Raw genomic sequence first — 18,167 nt, forward strand, 5'->3', positions numbered from 1 at the left:
TCGCTTTATATCGCGAGGTTGCTTTTTGTTTTTTAAAATAATTTCTTTAATATCAATGAAGTAGTTAAGGTTTCAGCTTGGTCTGAAAGTTGCAAATACTTGCTTAACACCCGTCATTATGAAGCAAGTACTATGAAGTTTGATATTAAAGAAGAAGACATGATTATTAAGCCCTATAATACAGAAGGGCCAATTTATATCCGCGAGCAAAAAGGATTTTTTCAGCGCATACGCCGTAATTTAGGCTGGCTGTTAATGCTAACTTTTATTGCAATACCGTGGATTCAATATAACGGACAACAAGCTGTGCTGCTTGATGTGGCAACGCAAACCTTTACTATTTTTGGTTTAACACTCCTTCCTCAAGATTTTATGATTTTAGCCCTGCTATTTATGGTGGGGGCTTTTGCATTATTTTTTGTAACTAACTGGCTTGGTCGGGTTTGGTGTGGTTATACGTGCCCGCAAACAATATGGATGCTTATGTTTTCGTGGGTAGAGCAGCGCATTGAAGGCACGCGAAATCAGCGAATTAAATTAGATAAATCTCAGTGGACGCTAAGTACTTGGCGCAAAAAAATAACTAAGCACAGCGCGTGGATAGTTATTTCAGTTTTAACCGCCACCTCGTTTATGGCGTATTTTATTCCCGCAAAAAGTTTGTATATGGAAATGCTTACATTTGAATGGTCAGGTATTACGAGCTTTTGGGTGTTTTTATTCGCTTTTTGCACTTACGGTAATGCAGGGTTTTTACGCGAAAAAATGTGCACTATTGCTTGCCCTTATTCTCGTTTTCAGGCTGTTATGTTTGATAAAGATACGTTGCTTGTTACATATGATAACGAGCGAGGTGAAAGTCGTGGACCGCGTAAACGCAAAGCCGATCCAAAAGAGCTTAACTTAGGTGACTGTGTAGACTGTAACTTATGTGTAGAGGTTTGCCCGGCAGGTATAGACATTCGAAATGGCTTACAATATGAATGTATAAACTGTGGCTTATGTATTGATGCTTGCGACGATACTATGGAGAAATTTGGTTATCAAAAAGGCTTAATTAAATACGCCAGTGAAAAACAAATGGAAGGTAAAAAAACCAATCCATTTAGATTAAAACTAATAGGATACGGCGCATTAACGGCTTTGTTAATAATTTCTATGTTTGCATGGATGCTGCAACGCACACCAATAGAAGCCTCAGTACTACGCGATAGGAATGCGCTTTATAGAGTGAACTACGAGGGCCTGGTAGAAAACCCTTATACACTTACTATTATTAATAAAACGCAGCAAGCTCTGCATTACAGTATTGCCATAGAGGGCTTGCCAGAAGCAACACTCTCAAGTCCAAGTTCTACACTTATACAGCCAGGTGCAATGAAAAGAGTCCCCGTTACTGTAACAGCCGATGGTTACAATATTGCGCACAAAGTGAGTAAGTTACAATTTGTAGTAACAGCGCAAGAAGATGCCAGCATTACTATAACCAAAGACAGTCAATTTTATAAAAATTAGTACAGTATATAAGCTCTATATAAACAATGGCTTGAGCTTTACCTAGCTCAAGTCGTTGTTTAATTCATTTAAAATAAAATGCTTTGCCGATTCTAGGTTATCAAAAAGACAATCTTTGAAAGAAACGTCTCTTTTGGCGTTTTGCATTATTCGTTGCATTTGGCTTATAGCAATAGGTGATGTAAGCACAAACGCGCTAATTAAACAGTTGTTTTGCTGCATGTTGTGGCTTATGGCTACCATTTCTTGCTCGGCCTGCGGGGTTGCAGCTACAACGTTTGATGAGTCACTTATATAACCCCATTTCTCGCCTTTAAATGATTGAATGGTTTCAAAAAGCGCTATTTTAAAATTACTTAAAAGCTCAAGTTCTAGGTTTCCGCTAAATTGTGCAATAGCTATATTATTTTCAAGCGATAAATTAACGTGTCCGTTTTTATTTTTGTATTCCATTAATACCTCCTAAATTAGCTTTTTATCTAAATTTAGTTTAGCAGCCAAGAGGGTACAAGCGGCTGCAAACTTATTAAAGTGCTTTAATATAGTTAAGGGCGCTTTTAATAACCGCTACTTGCGCCAAAATACATTCTTCATCTGTGGCTGTTGGGCTATCAGGGTATACCTCTGTTGTGGTTACATAGGGTGCATCTGTAAAGCCCATACACAAACCTAAATCGCGTGCTGCGTAATTAATAACGCCAAATTGCTCTTGAGGGACGCCTATTAACTGGTTATTTTCATCACTCGGTGCAATGTGCGTGACCTTTGCTACATCTTCGATAATTACTTTTTGAAATTCAGGCTCAGGCTTATTGGTATCGGCCACTAAATAAAACCCATCAGGTATGTTCCAATTAGTGTTTGTTGTGCCTTCACGGGCAGCAAGTGCGGGTCTAAATTCACTGTTATCGCTGTCGGTTGTTTCGTGTAAATCAATATGAGCAACTAAGTCTACATCGAGTGATTTTACAAACGCCATAATAGCTGCTGACTCTTGTGCTGGGCTGCCTTCGTAAAATGAGCGGTTAGGATCAATAGCATCAGGGTTCCAGCGATTTATTGTTTCATATCCCCAAGGGCTAATGCAGGGCGCAACAACAATATTAAACTGCTCAGAGTGTTGCATAGCAGATGTTTTAGCAAATCTAAGTGCGCCATGTACGCCACTGGTTTCGTAGCCATGTACACCACCGGTGATTAAAACAGTTGGTTTATTGCCATTAAAGTTAGGCGTTTTTAATATATATAATGGGTAAGTACCAGCGGCGTAATTAAGCTCGCCGTATTGCTCTATATCTAAGGTGCTTTTAAGGTCATTAATTAGCGTTACGACTTCGTTTTGGTAACTGCGTTTAATGTTTTGGCGTGCTAACCACTGGGCTTTATCGTTGTTATTCCATTTTTTGCCTGGTGTGCCAATAGGGTATGTGCTGTTAGTCATAATAAACCTTTATATCAACTGTTATTTGTTCTCCTATAAATAAGGAGGGCAATTACAATTGGTAAAATTACTTAATAAAGGCGTAGCTTAACGCTGAGTAAATTAGCGTGCAAATTAAAACGTTAAAGTCATATTTTTAATAGCGCGTGATTGCTGGGCTTTAATATAACTTTGGTTTGCGAACTCACCCGAAATACTACCTAGTCGTTCACGCTTTACACTAACGGTTAAACTACACGTTTTACTTTGATCTACTTGCGAGCTGCTAAACATATCTAAGCTTTGCAAATCTATTTCAAGGCGCGAAGTGCCAAGCGCAAAAAGCATTGATTGTAAAAGTGTTTCATTATTATTGTTAGTGCAGCTACTGCTAAGTTCTACTTGACTAGTACTATTGGGATCAGTGCCATCTAACTGAACTGTAAGGGGACTATTAATACTAAAAGTTTGGTTGTTACTCGGGGTTAAAATAATAAAATTTAAAGGTAGTTCCACACCTGAATTCGCATTTATGCCATCGTCTCGTTTAAATTTAATATCAAACTGTTGGTTATCGTCAGTGGCATTTATATACGCTTGGTAATCAACGTCTAAAAAGTCGGTATCTTTTGTAAGTACAATAGCAGTGTTATTCACAAGAGCTTGTAATGAGTCGCTATCGCTTAAAACAATGTTTGAGCCATTAGCATCTCCCGCATTTAGTTCTGCGTTAACACGCGTGCGGTTACCGTCAGAAACCAGCTCAAAGCCTGCCCAAATTCCTTTTGTTTTTATTAAATTCGACTCTGTTTCTGATGTACATGCGCATAATAATAAAATTAAAGCAATTGTGGTAATGCACTTTTTAAGCATGTTAGCTCCTTTTAACCACTGAATTAGCTATAAGTAATTGTTTAATTGCGGATATACCTAGTAAATATATTAAGTGTATTTGTGCATTGTTACACAACACGCTATTTGTAAATGTTTAAAATTGTTAATGGTTGTGAGTAAAATGCTAATATTAAGTTTTAAAAGTCAGCCTGCTAAGAGGTTGCTCGATAAATGACTACTATTTAGCGTTAAATGTAATATAAAAGAGTATGTTACAATCAAGTCAAAGCATATCTTCATATTGAGTATTATGGCGCAGTATATTGCTACTCCAAGTTGGCTAGGCCGTTTTTTTACCCGTATTAAACACGTAACTATTGAACAAGAGCGCCTTGTTGTGCATTTTAGAAGTGCTCCCGCACGGACATTTTTAATTAAAGACTTTTATAATTACTCAATACTTAAAAATCGTTTATTTAGCGCCAAAATTAATTTGTGCGATAGTAGCAATACATCAATTAGCTTTTTAAACAAAGCGCAAGCTAAGTCTTTAAATACCGCCCTTAACACGCAATTTTCAGCCATGCTTGAGCAAAAAGTAAATAACGCCAAGGCTTTGCTAAAGCGTTATGCTTTAGATGAGTTTTTACGTGATAGTTCCATAAAAATACTTAATAACGAGGTATTTTTACTTGCTAAACAATACGCTCAAAGTACAAACACATGGCAACAACACTTATCGCCAAGCAGTATTAAATTTTTAAATATACTGAGCTCCACACCCAATACTCACGATGCAATCACACAGCTGCGCCATAAATATGAAAAAAAACAGCTAACTCTTAAAAATGACTTTTTTAATCAAGTAGAGTCAAATCCATTAACAACAGAGCAGCGCTTAGCGGTTATACGCGATAACGATAAAAACCTAGTATTAGCGGCAGCAGGCACAGGTAAAACATCTGTGATGGTAGCAAAATCGTTAGATTTAATAGCGTGTGATATTGCCAAGCCTGAGCAAATTTTGGTGCTGGCCTATAATAAAACAGCAGCAAATGAGCTTAAAGAGCGCTTTATTAAACGCGCCACGCATGCAAAATTGCATACCAAAGCACCCACTATTTTAACGTTTCATGCGCTTGGGCTTAAATTATTACAAAGTGCTAAAAAACCAATCGAATTGTCAAAATTTGCAACCGACCCAGTTCAATTAAATAGTTGGTTAACTGGGTGGGTAAGTAAAAAAATACAAACCGAGCCACAGTTTTTAAAAGCATTTGTAGATTTACTCCATGAGCCGATTGATATATTTAGCTTTAAAGATAATGCACAGTACGAGCGGTATGTACGCGATAACGAATACCGTAGCCTTGCGGGTCATAAAGTAAAAAGTTATCAGGAAGTGCTTATTTCAAACTGGCTACATTTGAATTGCGTGGCGCACAGTTATGAGGTGAATTATCACTTTAATCAAGGCGCAGAGCTAAGTGGGCAATACCAACCAGACTTTTATATACCCCAATACGATATTTACTTAGAGCACTTTGGCATTGATAGGCAAGGGAATACTCGTGCCGATATAGATAAAGAACACTATAACGAGCAAATTGCATTTAAGCGTAAGTTACATAAAAAAAATGGCACCACTTTACTCGAAACCTTTCATTACAACTGGGTAGAAGGAAAGCTTGAGCAAACTCTCGCAAAGCAATTAAAGCAGCATAATGTTGAATTAACACCTTTAAGTAGCGACGAAATATTTCATACTTTAAATAACTCAGGGCAGTTACAGCAAGGCATTGATAAGTACATAAAATGCTTACAAGCTATTCGAGTGGAGCAACTAAGTAATAAGCAAATAGCGCAGCGCATCAAGCAAAGTGGTATTAAAAACTATCAACAATATGCAAACTTGTTAGTGCAAATTCATGACGCCTATATAAATGAACTAAGCACGCAAAATGCCATTGATTTTGACGACATGATTATTCAAGCGACAAAGGCGATAGTAAGCGGAGATTTTAATGTTCCGTGGAGCCACATTTTAGTTGATGAGTTTCAAGATATATCAAGTTCGCGTATGGGCTTTTTAAATGCGATATTAAAACATGGTAACGGAATACGCTTTACTGCGGTTGGTGATGACTGGCAAGCAATTTATCGGTTCTCGGGTGGTAATTTAGCGCTTACTACACGCTTTAATGAATTAGTGGGCAGCCACTCACTTACTATGTTGCAAAAAACATTTAGATATAACAATAGTATTAGTGATGTAGCAGGGCGTTTTGTAATGCAAAACCCTGAGCAATATAAAAAGCAGATCAGCACACATACGCAAGTAACCACACCACACGTTATTTTGTTAGACGATTTATACCAAGGCACTAAATCGATAGAAATAAAAGTACAGCAGAGCATAAGCACTATTCAAAAAAATGATGCATCAGCGAGCATTGCCATACTTAGTCGATACCGATACATGTTAAATAGCGTGCAGCAGCATTTAAAAGATAAAAAGCATACAAACCCTCTTTATTTTTGGACATTGCATAGCGCTAAGGGGCTTGAAGCCGATTACTGTATTATTATTGGTTTTGAACAAGGTAAATTAGGGTTTCCTAGCGATAATCAAAATAACGTGCTGGTGGAGTCGTTATTACCAGAGCAAGATGAATTCACTCACTCAGAAGAAAGGCGTTTGCTTTATGTAGGTATTACGCGCGCAAAACATAAAGCGTATTTAATTGCAGACCCTTATGCATGCTCAGCGTTTGTAAAAGAACTAGTAAATGACGATTATCCTATTCAAATCGGCTCCACGTTGTTTAACAAGTCGCAACTAAAGCAAAGAGAGTGTAATACGTGCAGCGACGGATTAATTGTGCCAAAAACGGGTCAGTATGGTGATTATTATAGCTGTACTAATACGCAGATTTGCGAAACTAAACTACGAGTGTGTAAAAGCTGTAGTAGCCCATCGGTTGATAAAAGCACGTATTCACAATGTGTGAATACAGAGTGTAAAACGCAGCATCCAATTTGTGAAAAGTGTGGTCGCGAAATGCGTAAACGTAAATCTAAGCACGGTGAATTTTTAGGATGCAGTGGTTTCGCGCTTAAAGAGGATAACTGTAAAAACACTCGAAAAATGAATGTTTAACGGCTAACGAGCAGGTTTACACCTGTCTATTTTATAGAACAATGTAAATAGAAATTATATTCATTTGATTGATTTTAACAAGTTATCAATGTCTAATAGAAGAATGAGCTTTAACTGTTGTTTATTATGCATTTTTTCAATAGGTTCTTTTTATTAAACGATCACTATTCAGCCCCTGATCAGGTTGCTAATTGGCGAATAAGTGCACTGCGCATTATTCTATCATTAGTAATGGTGTTATGTTTTGCTGTGGTGTGCCACACGTACGCAAGCGCTATTGAGTTTAACTTAATTTATATTGTTGTATTAACAAGCAGTTTTTTTGCGACTGTATGCGGTTTGCTTATAGCAAGTAAGCGTTTTTACCACTTCAGCGCTCATGTACTTTTAATAGCCATTGTAGCTGCTAGCGTGTCGATGAACTTATTTTTAACAGACCTAGAGCTTGCTAAAGTGGGCTCTATGTATATGTATTCCTGCCCAATAATCGCACTTATGCTACTTGGTTATAGAACAGCCCTTGCTTATGGCGTATTAAATATTGTACCGTTTTATATGATCATCAATAACGTTGATGTATCGGGCTTAACTGGCATTGCTCAACAACTTCCCGATGCCAGCTTATACATTACAGGGCTAATATTCTTATTTTTTAACATTTGTATTCCCCTTGCTGTGGCACGCACAATTGTGGCTGCTAAGCGTTTAAACAAAACAATGATAAGCGCTAATACACACCTTAAAGATAAAAATGAGCTTTATCGAAGCCTGTTCACCGAATCAAATAAAGCCAAAATTATTGTTGACGAAAACCTTGTCATTACTGATTTTAATCAACACGCTATTGATATGTTTGGTATAAAAAAAGAATTAAAAGAAGAATGCGTTAACCTTTCTCATTTATTTCCTACTTTAGTTTTTGACGCCCCTAATGCTCAAAATAAAATTGTGAAGTACAAAAAAAGCTATTTTAAAGCCTGCTACCAGCAAATAACAATGAATACAAACTACCGTGTATACGACTTTTACGATTGCACGCAAGAGCAGCTAATTAAACAAAATTTATCGATGATGGAACAAGAAAATAAACGTTTACGCTTTAGAGACTCGCAAACAAAACTACCTAATAGAGAATGGTTTGAGCTGCAATGCGACAGATTAACAAGCAAATACCAAAAAGGTTTTTTTATCGTTGTTACCCAAAGTGCAAATAGTGAATACTTAAATTTAAAGCTCACTAAAGCCGACTCTCAAGCATTACTTATTAACGCGTATAAGCGTTTAAAGGCGATGGCAGATGGGCCGTTGTTGTGTGCCCATATAGGAGTAGGAAAGCTTGCTTTTATAATTGGCGCAAACTCGCAAAACGAGCTTGAAGATAAGCTATTAATGCAAATAAAAAATACATTAGATAAAACTTATAATGTGTTTGGCACTAAGTGTCAGCAATCATTTTTATTTGGTTTTGCAAAGTATCCTGATCACGGAAAAAGCAGCACAACAGTACTTAGCAATGCGTGCGAAGCACTTAAAGTTGCAAACTGTAATATGCCTCTAAGTGGTTATAACGAAAAACAATCACAAGCTTTTATCGAAAAATACGAAATTTCGATGTTATTAGATGAAGCGCTTCAGCAGGGCGATTTGTCGGTACACTATCAACCTAAAGTAGATGCAACGGGTCAATGTATAGGGCTTGAAGCTTTAGCGCGTTGGAACAGTCCCATACTAGGTAATGTGTCGCCAGTGGTATTTATTCCTATTGCTGAAGAATACAGAATGGTCAGTAGATTAACCGATCTGATTATTCAAAAAGTCTGCGCACAAATTGCCAATTGGACTAAGGCGGGTTTACCGAGTGTGCCGGTGGCAATAAATATATCTCTAATTGATTTTAGCCAAACCGATTTCATGTCAAAACTGGTTAAATACCTTGCCGACTTTAACGTAAAGCCACCTCAAATAGAGTTAGAACTGACTGAAACCTCTCTTGAGGCAAACCAAGCGCATTCGCTAAAGCTTATGCAAACACTGCAATCGTGGGGTTTTACTATTTCGGTTGATGATTTTGGAGTGGGGTATTCTAATATTGCACGCCTTGCCGATTATCCTATTAACAAGCTTAAGTTAGATCGCTCATTAATCAGCCAAGTAACGAGCTCTACGCGTCAAAAAAGTTTAGTTAAAGCGGTGCACGTTATGTGTGAAGAGCTTGATATTAAGTGTGTAGCCGAAGGAGTAGAAACCCAAGAGCAAGTAGCAATAATGACGCAAATGGGGTGTAAAGAATTTCAGGGCTTTTACTTTGCGAAACCAATGCCAGCCGAAAATTTTGCAGAGCATGTTAGCCGCCATGGCTTAGTGTTTAACCCCAAAGAGATGACGGCTCAACTTTAAATGTATAGCAGGTATTTTATTACCTAGTTACAGAGCTGTTGGGCGTTTATAGTTATTTTGCACTGATGAATAACTCCTGCTCCCCAATGCTGTATATCTGATTGAGCAGTACAGCCTGCATCTTCAATTAAAGCAGTATTGGCATCACATAAAAGTAGCACTGCGTTATCATCTTGTACGTTCACGATAAGCGTGTATTCCCCAAAAGGTGCAAGTTTGCTTAAATCGTTATTAACAGCAGCTTTTAACAATTCATCAGTTGTTGAATAGGGTGTTTCACTAAATTTTAATGTGCCATCAACGGCTGTAGCAATATCTTTTAATTGTGAGGCTAAGTCGGCCATCACTTCTGGATTGTTGTTTTTAGGAGTGTAGCAACCGCTAAGTAATACCATGAGGCTTATACAAAGTAAGTGTTTCATTTTATTTGCTCCATACCGTCATCGTGTTGTGTTCATCGTAGCCTGTATCTAGGTTCCAATTTTTAATTGCACTGTAATCAGTATCTAAAAATACGGCATTGGCAATAATGGTTATGTAGTGCTGAATGTTACTAACGGCAAAGTCAAAAATATCGTTGTAATGCATAGGCTCGTGCGGCGTTTTTAGTTGTTCAATAAAAGTGGGGTCTACTTCGTTTGGGCGAGGATAAAACAAGCCTAAATCAGCAGCAACATGGCGTGCACAGGCAAATAATCGATAACTTTCTTCAACATTATTTACCACAAGCTGAAAACCGTTATGCCATGAATTAAAGTTAGGAGCGTGTTGTGCTGCGTAGCTTGGGTGAACCGTTAATAAAGCATGTTGCCAAATTTTTGCAATATCGGTATCAAAATTATCGTCTTTGTTAGTACAAGATCCAATATTTTGTTGCACGCGGTCAGCATAACCTAACTCACCTAAGTTTAAACGTTGCCAAATAAACGCGTCTTGATTCATTTCGCAGGTACGGTGCGCCGTTTGGTTTTGCTCATACGGGCCTACTTTTAATTCAACAACCGGATGCACCGTTATATCCGCAGCAACATGGGCCATATAACCGCATAACCAAGCAAAACATTTCTCAAATGCTTCACCTTTAAGTGTTTTACAGTGTTCAATCATGGCTTTAAGTAAATCGCCTGTGTGCTCATAGTGCATTAGGTCGGCCCACGCATTTTGGCCAGGCTGCGCTACAGCTAAGTAAGGATAATCGGGGGCTACACAGCCTAGTTCAAGGTATGCTTGGCGTTGGCTTAAAATAAGCTTTGCTTTTTTAGGCATATCCATTTTAGCGAGTGACTTGGTTTGCGTTGCAATATTAACAGCAGTGATGTGCGCAAAAGCACCTGGCATTGTCATATCCTTATGATTTATTAATAAGGGTACAGATTAACATTGAGAGGGGGTTAAATAAAGCCAACTAAATGCAAGTATAGCGGGGTAAACACCTATTAAATTAGCTGCTCAACTAATTGGCCATTCTCGTATAATTTAGCATGTTGACGTTTATGTTCTTCAAATAGGTAAGCTCTTAGTTGCTCTTGACCGCTATGGATTTGCGTTATTTTAGCGGCTATACCTTGCGTGCTTTGCCTTACGGGTTCTATTTCCATCGAAATACTTTGTTTGTTAGGCAAAATAAATTCCATGTGCTGCGATTTATTTAAATGGTTACCTTTTCTGAGGGGTTTTAAAAACATCCCCGTGTTTGATATTGATTCAATTTTAAACCCTTGGCTTTTAATATTTAGCTCACTCCAGCGCCAACTACGCAGTGTGCCTTGTGTGTCTATTACTTCGGGGGCGTTTAAAATAGGTTTGATTATACCGGCGCTATCAATTTTTAAGTCCAGCGGAAACCATAACTGATAGTGTGCAACTTCTGCGAGCAGGGTTAAATTAGCGCTACTAAGTAAGTGAGCAATATTGGCTGGTACTGAACTTTGTAACGTTAAAACGTGACTGTTGTGGGCATGTGACTTTTTATTAGGCTTGAATAACTCAGCAAAAAAATTTATCTCTTCATTAGAAAAGTCCATATTTCACCCCAGTTACATAAAATAATTCACCACCGTAATTTAAACAATGAAATTGGTCAATAAATGCTCCGTTTAAATTTGTTTAGATAATATTTACAAAGACAGAGGGGCAAACTAAACAATGTATTTAAATGCAGTGCTTAACCCTATCGTTTTTCAGAGACTTGAATTATTTAACATTTACAAAAATATATTTAGGCGCCAGTGGCTAGCTGTTAAACTACAGCACATTAGTTTTATTATTTATATTAGAGTTTACATTATGATATGTGCATTTTTACGTGATCAACAGCCGAAGTTACTGGGTATGGTAGTGGCATTGGTCGGTGCAGGATTTTCAATAAATGCAGTGGCTCAAGAGCAAAGCCAAACTTTAATTTTAGTGGGGTCAGAGCTTACTACCTGTACTAGCGCCAAGCTCAATAATTGCCAAAAAGAGGCTGTTATTGATGGTAAGTCACATAATTTATATACACTTAGCAGCTCTCAAATAAAAAACATCGCGCAGCATTGGCCTAATAATAATGTTGAGGCAAAAACGGCTGTATTAAAAACACTTAAAACCATACAAAGTAAATCGTCAAATAGCTTATCAAAAACAGATTTACTCTGGCAGTGGCGCGATATAAATAATCAGCAATTAGAAAGTCTAACTCAGCAAGAGTACAACTTTGTATTTGATATGCTAGAAGTACCGCTACTTGATAAAAACGGTGAGCGTTTAAAAGAGCAAGTAAATACCGATTTTAATAATGAGGTTGCGACTAATAATATTTTACAATTTGTGTCGGGCAGCTTAAAAGTTAATAACGCAAAACCAACCATGCTTGCTATTACGGCTTCGAGCCGCGACCCTTATGAGTCGGCAGATGTAGCGCAAAGTCTTTTGGCACAATCAAATATAAACACTCAATGGTTAGCACTAACGCCAGCGCTTGCTAAAGCGATTACGAGTAACTCGTGCGATGAATTACCAGCGCTTAGAAATACATTAATGAATGTGTATAACCGTGAAGTGATTTATCCCGATCGCACAAAGGCCGAATACGCTTTATGTAAAAGTGGCACTAATGCACTTGTATCACTTATTAAAAGCAGTACCGGCGTTATGTTTAATAGCGGTAATGCAGCATTAACTCACAAGGTATTATTTGATCAAAACAATAACCCATACCCGTGGACGCAAGCATTGCAAACTCGCCCAGTAATTGTAGGTGAAGGAGCGGGCGCAGCAATCCAAAGTAAAGTGACGGGTATGCTTACAAATACGACAAGCCTTGAGGCACTTCGTAAAGGTGAAAATAACACTAATGCTGGTGGACTTGGCAGCTTTAATTTTGGTGTACTAGATACTCAATTTAGCGAACAAAACCGTACATTTAGGCTTGCAGCAGCGCTAAATAAAAACGAAGTCAAAAATATTAAAACAGAGATTCAACATGGTTTTGGTATTGATGAAAATACGGCTTTGGTTGTTATTAAATCACCAGAAGGTAGTTTAATAACCGTAATAGGCAAAAGTGGTGTAGTGCATTTGGCTAACCAAGGTAAAGCCCAACCTGAGAGTAAGAGCTATAGCTATTCGTACTGGCCTACAAGCAGTGTAATTGAAATTACCAATAATACGTTTACCTTAAGCGCACGCACAATAGATGAAGCGTTACCCGCTATAAAAATACCTCCATTGCCAGTGCAGCGTTTTGGCTCAATTTTAACAAATTCAAAACTGCGTTCACTTACTCAAGCTATGTGTTTAAGCCAAGAGCAAAGTGCGGTAGCCCAACAAGACGAGTTTATAATTAGCCTTACAGCAACGAGTGACACACAGTATCATCGCATCAATGCAAAAGAGTTTGGTTGTGCGCTAAGCAATTTAGAGTTAGCTATAAAGTCGATTTAGTGACTAACCTGAGCCAAGGGTTTAAGTTTTTGGCTCTTCTCTATAAAATAGCCACCATAATGATTTAAAAGCCTTACTAAAAGAGTGTTAAAATGAATAAAGAAAATGATGTAATTTCTAGTTTAGCCGAATTAGAAAGCTTTTTATTAAATGTAGAAAACGGCGGTCTTGGCCTTAAGGGTGTTTCGGGCGTTGGTATGGCAACAAACAATAGTGATGGTAGTCGTTTTGTAGCCGTGTTTGACGATAATCAAAAATTACTTTTAGCGCGCAGTATTACAGAAGATGTATTCCAAACAGGGCAAGATATGGTACGTAATGGTGTAGGGCGCAAGCACTAGTACTTTAATAAAAAAGCGCTTAGAGCGCTTTTTTATTTTAATTTCAATAAATTGAAATCAAATGCCTTCATATAGATTCCACAAAGGCCACTTCAAGTTAATAACAATTAAATACAACCCCCCTCAAAAACCACAAAACTAGCCAGCTAAACTCAGTTTTATTAAGTGCGCTTAGATAAATAAGTAGTGCTACGGATAAATTGTAGAATCAAAACAGATGGATTTTGGCTATATTTTGAAGAGAAGTTTAATTTATTGATATAGAAGGAGTTTATACCAATTCGCTTAATTAAGTGATCTATTTTTAGGATGGAAAAACGTGTTGATAGCTAGGCAAAAAATTCGCTATTTAGTTGTTCTAAATGAGAATTTTTTAACACAGGTAGCGACACGTTTAGCCCCGCAAAATGATTAAGTATTATTGCGGATTGGTATTAATGGTCGGTATGGAGAGATTCGAACTCTCGACCCCTGCCACCCCATGACAGTGCGCTACCAAGCTGCGCTACATACCGACGTTGTTTGCAATAGTACGTGTATTTTTTTAAAAATCAATAAGCGATTGTTTGTTTGGGTGTTTATTACGCAAGAGGCCTAAAAAGGCGCCCTTGCGGTGTATTAATTAGCTAGTCTTTATTTAACCACTTTTTGATCGAGTCATACATCTCATCTCGTATTAATGGCTGAGCTTTTTTGTTAGGGTGTAAACTATCGTTTTGCATTAGATCAGATTGGCTGGCAATATCTAGCATAAAAAAGTTCATTAAATGCGCATTTGTTTCTTCGCTAACGCGCGAAAAAGTGTCAGTAAACATTTTGCTATAACGCGGACCATAATTAGGGGGAATGTAAATCTCCATTAAGGCGGTCATCGCATTAGCTGCTTGGCTTTTTTGAATAAGAGACGTTAAGTTAGTTTGCATTTTTTTAACTGGAAAACCACGTAAACCGTCATTAGCACCTAGCTCAATAAGTACATGAGTGGGTTCGTATTGCTCAAGCAATGCATCTAAACGGCGTAGGGCTCCACCAGATGTTTCGCCACTAATACTGGCGTTGATAAGTTCAATGTCGGCTTGTTCGTCATCGTATTTATCTTGTAACAATTTTACCCAGCCTTCTTCTTGTTGAAGTCCGTAGGCTGCGCTTAAACTGTCACCGAGTATTAAAATCGTGTTGTCGGCTGCTGCGCTCAGCGGTTTGATAACTAAAAATAAAATGAATACTAAACGAAGGATTGAATGAGTCATATGTCAGCGCTTTCTCAATTAAATATAATTCAGGTTAATGGTTTGTCTAAAATAGTCTCTACCTTTGAAGGTGAGCTGCCCATCCTCAGCGACATCAGCTTTAATGTCAAGCATGGCGAGTCTGTTGCTATTGTTGGCACGTCGGGCTCTGGTAAATCAACGTTACTCAGTTTATTAGCGGGGCTGGATACCGCAAGCAGCGGCGAAATATTTTTAGATAGCGAGCCATTACACAATTTAGATGAAGAAGAGCGTGCTGCACTGCGCGCGGCTAAAATTGGATTTGTGTTTCAATCGTTTATGTTAGTACAAAGCTTAACGGCACTAGAAAACGTTATGCTACCAGCAGAGCTCGCTGGCGAGAGTGATGCGAAAGAGCAAGCAATTGCTTTGCTTGAAAAAGTAGGCTTGAGCCATCGTATTGATCATTACCCGTCGCAACTCTCTGGCGGTGAACAGCAGCGTGTTGCTATTGCGCGAGCATTTATTGGTACACCTAAAATACTATTTGCTGATGAGCCTTCGGCTAATTTAGACAGCAAAAACGGTAAAATGATTGAATCCTTATTATTTGATTTAAATACTCAGCACGGTACTACGCTTATTTTGGTAACTCACGATGAAGGGCTTGCACAAAAATGTGAGCACATTATTCAAATAGAAGCGGGTTTACTGGTAAAAAGCCAAGTAGAGGACGTTGCTAATGTGGGTTAAGTTAGCGCTTAAGTTATTTTCGCGAGAATTTCGCCGTGGTGAGCTCACGGTTATAAGCGCAGCTATCGCCCTTGCTGTTTTAACCGTGCTTACACTGTCGATGGTTACTGAGCGAATAGGGCAAAGTATTGCGCAAAAAAGCAGTGCTTTTATTGCTGCAGACCGTGTACTTGCAAGCGATCATGTTCTCGATACTGCTTTTATTACTAAAGCACAGAGCCAAAATTTAAAAACGGCGCAAATGGTGTACTTCGACACTATGTTGTTTGCCGATGATGAAATGCAGTTTAGCTCAGTAAAAGCGGCATCTAATGCGTACCCGTTAAAAGGGCAGTTAAAAGTTAAAGATACCCTAACCGGTGAAACTAAAGTTGCTAATAGCGGACCAACGCCGGGTAATGTGTGGCTAAGTGAATCGGTATTTTACAGTTTAAATATTGATATAGGCGCGCAAGTAGAGCTTGGCGCTGCATTATTTAATGTTTCAAAAGTTATTGTAGAAGAGCCCGATGCGCCATTTAATGTATTTTCGAGCAGCCGCCGCGTGCTTATCAATATTGACGATGTGGCAAAAACCGAAGTTGTGCAGCCGGGTAGTCGTGTTTATTACCGCCAACTTTATGCAGGCAGTGAGGCCGACATAAATAGCTTTTACGAGTGGCTTAAACCACAAATGAAAGAAAACCAACAATGGTACGGCGTTAAAGACCGCCAATCACCTATTTCAAATAGTTTAAACCGCGCAGAGAGCTTTTTATTACTTGCTGGTTTACTGGGCATTATTTTGGCAGCAGTGGCTATAGCTGTTTCAGCAAAACGTTATTGTGAACGCCAATACGACCCAGTAGCGATGATGAAAACGCTCGGCGGTAGCCGCTCAATGATCCGCAAAATATACATGCTTCATTTATTGCTTGTATGTGCAATGGCGGTAAGTATAGGGCTGTTAATTGGTTATGGCTTGCAAGAAATAGCAACAAGTTACTTATCAAAAAGTATGGGCACAGAGTTACCTTTAGGTGGCTTTAAACCTTGGCTGGTGGCTATAAGCACTGGCGTAATTTGTGCTGTTATGTTTTCTATCAAACCGTTATTTGATTTATTTGATATTCCGCCGCTTAGAGTTCTGCGCCGTAACTTAGGTGACAAGTTGGCAGTAAGTCGTGTGCATTTAGGTATGAGTGCGCTAACCGTGTTTTTATTAATGTGGTTATTTAGCAACAACATAAAAATAACGCTTATTTTGTTTATATCAACACTTGCGCTAATTGGTGTGCTGTTTTTAGTATCTAAATTAATATTTGGTGGTGGTCGAAAACTAGGATTAAAGCCAGGTAATAGTTGGTCGCTTGCAATTGCATCTATCCAAAAGCGTGCAAATGTGAACGCGGTACAGTTAATTAGTTTTTCGTTAGCGATTAAATTACTGCTGTTTTTAGTGGTACTTAAAAACGACATGATATCTGATTGGCAGTCGCAACTTCCAAGCGACGCGCCTAATGCGTTTCTAGTCAATATTACACAAAATGAGCTTGAGCCAATTAATGAGTATTTGGCACAAAAAGATATTCAGGTATCAGAGTTTTATCCAACTATTCGTGGGCGCGTAAATGCTGTGAACGGCGAGTTGGTAGCGCGTTCTGTATCGCTGCAAGACAACGAGAAAAAAGACGAAGAAGCACGTGCAGGTATTGGTCGTGAGCTAAATCTTACATGGCTTAAAGATGTGCCTGATCAAAATGAAGTAACACAAGGCACGTGGTTTGGTGAGAATGCGATGGCTGAGGCTTCAGTAGAGGAGTCGATGCTTGAGCGTTTAGATGTTGAGATAGGCGATACGCTTACATTTTTAATTGGTTCGCAGTCGTTCGACGCTAAAATCACCAGTGTGCGCAAAGTAAATTGGGCCACGCTTAAACCTAACTTTTTTATTATTTTAAGCCCGGATGTACTTGCAGATTTTCCGGCGACGTATATTTCGTCGGTACGTATAAACCCAGATCAAAAACGTGACTTTAGCCAGTTATTACGTACTTACCCTACTATTACAGCGATTGATATTGATAACTTTGTTAAGCAAATACAAACAACTATTTCGCAAGTATCGCTCGCCATTGGCTTCGTACTTGCAATTGTAGTGCTGTGTGGCGCGCTTGTACTTATATCGCAAGTGCAAGCTAGTTTAGGTGAGCGTATGCAAGAAATTGTAATACTGCGAACGCTTGGGGCTAAAAGCCGATTAATTAAAAACGCGACCCTGTATGAGTTTTTATTACTAGGCGGTTTAGCTGGTTTAGTGGCTGCATTTTTTAGTGATATAGCGCTTTTGATTGTGCAGCAACAAATGTTTGATTTAGCAGGTAAGTTACACCCACATATATGGATTATTGGTCCGGTAGCTGGCGGCGTATTTGTGGCAGGTTTAGGTTATTTAATGATTGCCCGAACACTTAAACAAAACACCCAAGGATTAGTGCGTGCCCTAGGGTAAGCTTAAACTAACATACTCCTGTAAATGCCCACCTAGTACGTGGGCATTTTTGTTTTTCTTTGTACTGGTAATTTATACAGTGCTCTGGCATTATTAGCGTAATTTAAAAATAATAACAATG

14 protein-coding genes and 1 tRNA gene are annotated in these 18,167 nt (G+C 38.5%); 7 read left to right on the forward strand and 8 right to left on the reverse strand.

Annotated elements, in window-relative coordinates:
- Positions 1-132 precede the first annotated feature (132 nt).
- The gene (gene ccoG / locus FFU37_RS04680; protein WP_138488826.1) at positions 133-1,515 is read left to right on the forward strand and encodes a cytochrome c oxidase accessory protein CcoG; all 1,383 of its coding nucleotides are present in this window, start codon (positions 133-135) and stop codon (positions 1,513-1,515) included.
- 42 nt (positions 1,516-1,557) lie between these two features.
- Here ccoG and FFU37_RS04685 read toward each other — a convergent pair whose 3' ends face one another.
- The 3 genes from FFU37_RS04685 to FFU37_RS04695 form a co-directional block, all read right to left on the reverse strand.
- Complete coding sequence (locus FFU37_RS04685; RefSeq protein ID WP_138488827.1) at positions 1,558-1,968, reverse strand: hypothetical protein; 411 nt, start codon at positions 1,966-1,968, stop codon at positions 1,558-1,560.
- Between the two features lie 73 nt (positions 1,969-2,041).
- Positions 2,042-2,956 (reverse strand): M14 family metallopeptidase, encoded by a 915-nt coding sequence (locus FFU37_RS04690; protein ID WP_138488828.1) that lies wholly within the window; start codon positions 2,954-2,956, stop codon positions 2,042-2,044.
- Between the two features lie 114 nt (positions 2,957-3,070).
- Entirely contained in the window at positions 3,071-3,808 is a 738-nt protein-coding gene (locus FFU37_RS04695) for a hypothetical protein (protein ID WP_138488829.1), read from the reverse strand.
- Between the two features lie 271 nt (positions 3,809-4,079).
- Between FFU37_RS04695 and FFU37_RS04700 the strand changes: the two genes are divergently transcribed.
- A complete protein-coding gene (locus tag FFU37_RS04700; RefSeq protein ID WP_138488830.1) occupies positions 4,080-6,929 on the forward strand; it encodes a UvrD-helicase domain-containing protein in 2,850 nt (949 codons plus the stop codon).
- A gap of 126 nt (positions 6,930-7,055) precedes the next feature.
- Positions 7,056-9,326 (forward strand): sensor domain-containing protein, encoded by a 2,271-nt coding sequence (locus FFU37_RS04705; protein ID WP_138488831.1) that lies wholly within the window; start codon positions 7,056-7,058, stop codon positions 9,324-9,326.
- Between the two features lie 23 nt (positions 9,327-9,349).
- On the opposite strand, the gene FFU37_RS04710 is transcribed toward FFU37_RS04705, so the two are convergent.
- From FFU37_RS04710 to FFU37_RS04720, 3 genes are all read right to left on the reverse strand, one after another.
- Entirely contained in the window at positions 9,350-9,748 is a 399-nt protein-coding gene (locus tag FFU37_RS04710) for a hypothetical protein (RefSeq protein ID WP_138488832.1), read from the reverse strand.
- Between the two features lies 1 nt (position 9,749).
- Complete coding sequence (locus FFU37_RS04715; protein ID WP_138488833.1) at positions 9,750-10,664, reverse strand: zinc dependent phospholipase C family protein; 915 nt, start codon at positions 10,662-10,664, stop codon at positions 9,750-9,752.
- Positions 10,665-10,762: 98 nt separating this feature from the next.
- Entirely contained in the window at positions 10,763-11,350 is a 588-nt protein-coding gene (locus FFU37_RS04720) for a hypothetical protein (protein ID WP_024590532.1), read from the reverse strand.
- A gap of 262 nt (positions 11,351-11,612) precedes the next feature.
- Here FFU37_RS04720 and FFU37_RS04725 point away from each other — a divergent pair, with 262 nt between their 5' ends.
- The gene (locus FFU37_RS04725) at positions 11,613-13,250 is read left to right on the forward strand and encodes a cyanophycinase (RefSeq protein WP_138488834.1); all 1,638 of its coding nucleotides are present in this window, start codon (positions 11,613-11,615) and stop codon (positions 13,248-13,250) included.
- Between the two features lie 92 nt (positions 13,251-13,342).
- A complete protein-coding gene (locus FFU37_RS04730; protein ID WP_138488835.1) occupies positions 13,343-13,591 on the forward strand; it encodes a hypothetical protein in 249 nt (82 codons plus the stop codon).
- A gap of 438 nt (positions 13,592-14,029) precedes the next feature.
- Here FFU37_RS04730 and FFU37_RS04735 read toward each other — a convergent pair.
- A tRNA-Pro gene (locus FFU37_RS04735) sits at positions 14,030-14,106 on the reverse strand.
- A 111-nt stretch (positions 14,107-14,217) separates the two neighbouring features.
- Positions 14,218-14,841: an arylesterase gene (locus tag FFU37_RS04740; protein ID WP_002960656.1), complete on the reverse strand. Its 624-nt coding sequence runs from the start codon at positions 14,839-14,841 to the stop codon at positions 14,218-14,220.
- Between FFU37_RS04740 and FFU37_RS04745 the strand changes: the two genes are divergently transcribed.
- Both FFU37_RS04745 and FFU37_RS04750 read left to right on the forward strand, forming a co-directional pair.
- Positions 14,842-15,555 (forward strand): ABC transporter ATP-binding protein, encoded by a 714-nt coding sequence (locus tag FFU37_RS04745; protein ID WP_138490004.1) that lies wholly within the window; start codon positions 14,842-14,844, stop codon positions 15,553-15,555.
- A complete protein-coding gene (locus tag FFU37_RS04750) occupies positions 15,545-18,046 on the forward strand; it encodes an ABC transporter permease (RefSeq protein ID WP_138488836.1) in 2,502 nt (833 codons plus the stop codon). The genes FFU37_RS04745 and FFU37_RS04750 overlap by 11 nt, the downstream gene beginning before the upstream one ends.
- Positions 18,047-18,167 lie beyond the last annotated feature (121 nt).

Source organism: Pseudoalteromonas distincta, from assembly GCF_005877035.1.
In the GTDB taxonomy this organism is placed as follows: domain Bacteria; phylum Pseudomonadota; class Gammaproteobacteria; order Enterobacterales; family Alteromonadaceae; genus Pseudoalteromonas; species Pseudoalteromonas distincta.

What these genes read in the sequence shown, in the direction of transcription:
- ccoG (WP_138488826.1), top strand. Translation starts at nt 133, where the DNA reads ATGAAGTTTGATATTAAAGAAGAAGACATGATTATTAAGCCCTATAAT.
- FFU37_RS04685 (WP_138488827.1), bottom strand. Translation starts at nt 1,968, where the DNA reads ATGGAATACAAAAATAAAAACGGACACGTTAATTTATCGCTTGAAAAT.
- FFU37_RS04690 (WP_138488828.1), bottom strand. Translation starts at nt 2,956, where the DNA reads ATGACTAACAGCACATACCCTATTGGCACACCAGGCAAAAAATGGAAT.
- FFU37_RS04695 (WP_138488829.1), bottom strand. Translation starts at nt 3,808, where the DNA reads ATGCTTAAAAAGTGCATTACCACAATTGCTTTAATTTTATTATTATGC.
- FFU37_RS04700 (WP_138488830.1), top strand. Translation starts at nt 4,080, where the DNA reads ATGGCGCAGTATATTGCTACTCCAAGTTGGCTAGGCCGTTTTTTTACC.
- FFU37_RS04705 (WP_138488831.1), top strand. Translation starts at nt 7,056, where the DNA reads ATGCATTTTTTCAATAGGTTCTTTTTATTAAACGATCACTATTCAGCC.
- FFU37_RS04710 (WP_138488832.1), bottom strand. Translation starts at nt 9,748, where the DNA reads ATGAAACACTTACTTTGTATAAGCCTCATGGTATTACTTAGCGGTTGC.
- FFU37_RS04715 (WP_138488833.1), bottom strand. Translation starts at nt 10,664, where the DNA reads ATGCCAGGTGCTTTTGCGCACATCACTGCTGTTAATATTGCAACGCAA.
- FFU37_RS04720 (WP_024590532.1), bottom strand. Translation starts at nt 11,350, where the DNA reads ATGGACTTTTCTAATGAAGAGATAAATTTTTTTGCTGAGTTATTCAAG.
- FFU37_RS04725 (WP_138488834.1), top strand. Translation starts at nt 11,613, where the DNA reads ATGATATGTGCATTTTTACGTGATCAACAGCCGAAGTTACTGGGTATG.
- FFU37_RS04730 (WP_138488835.1), top strand. Translation starts at nt 13,343, where the DNA reads ATGAATAAAGAAAATGATGTAATTTCTAGTTTAGCCGAATTAGAAAGC.
- FFU37_RS04740 (WP_002960656.1), bottom strand. Translation starts at nt 14,841, where the DNA reads ATGACTCATTCAATCCTTCGTTTAGTATTCATTTTATTTTTAGTTATC.
- FFU37_RS04745 (WP_138490004.1), top strand. Translation starts at nt 14,842, where the DNA reads ATGTCAGCGCTTTCTCAATTAAATATAATTCAGGTTAATGGTTTGTCT.
- FFU37_RS04750 (WP_138488836.1), top strand. Translation starts at nt 15,545, where the DNA reads ATGTGGGTTAAGTTAGCGCTTAAGTTATTTTCGCGAGAATTTCGCCGT.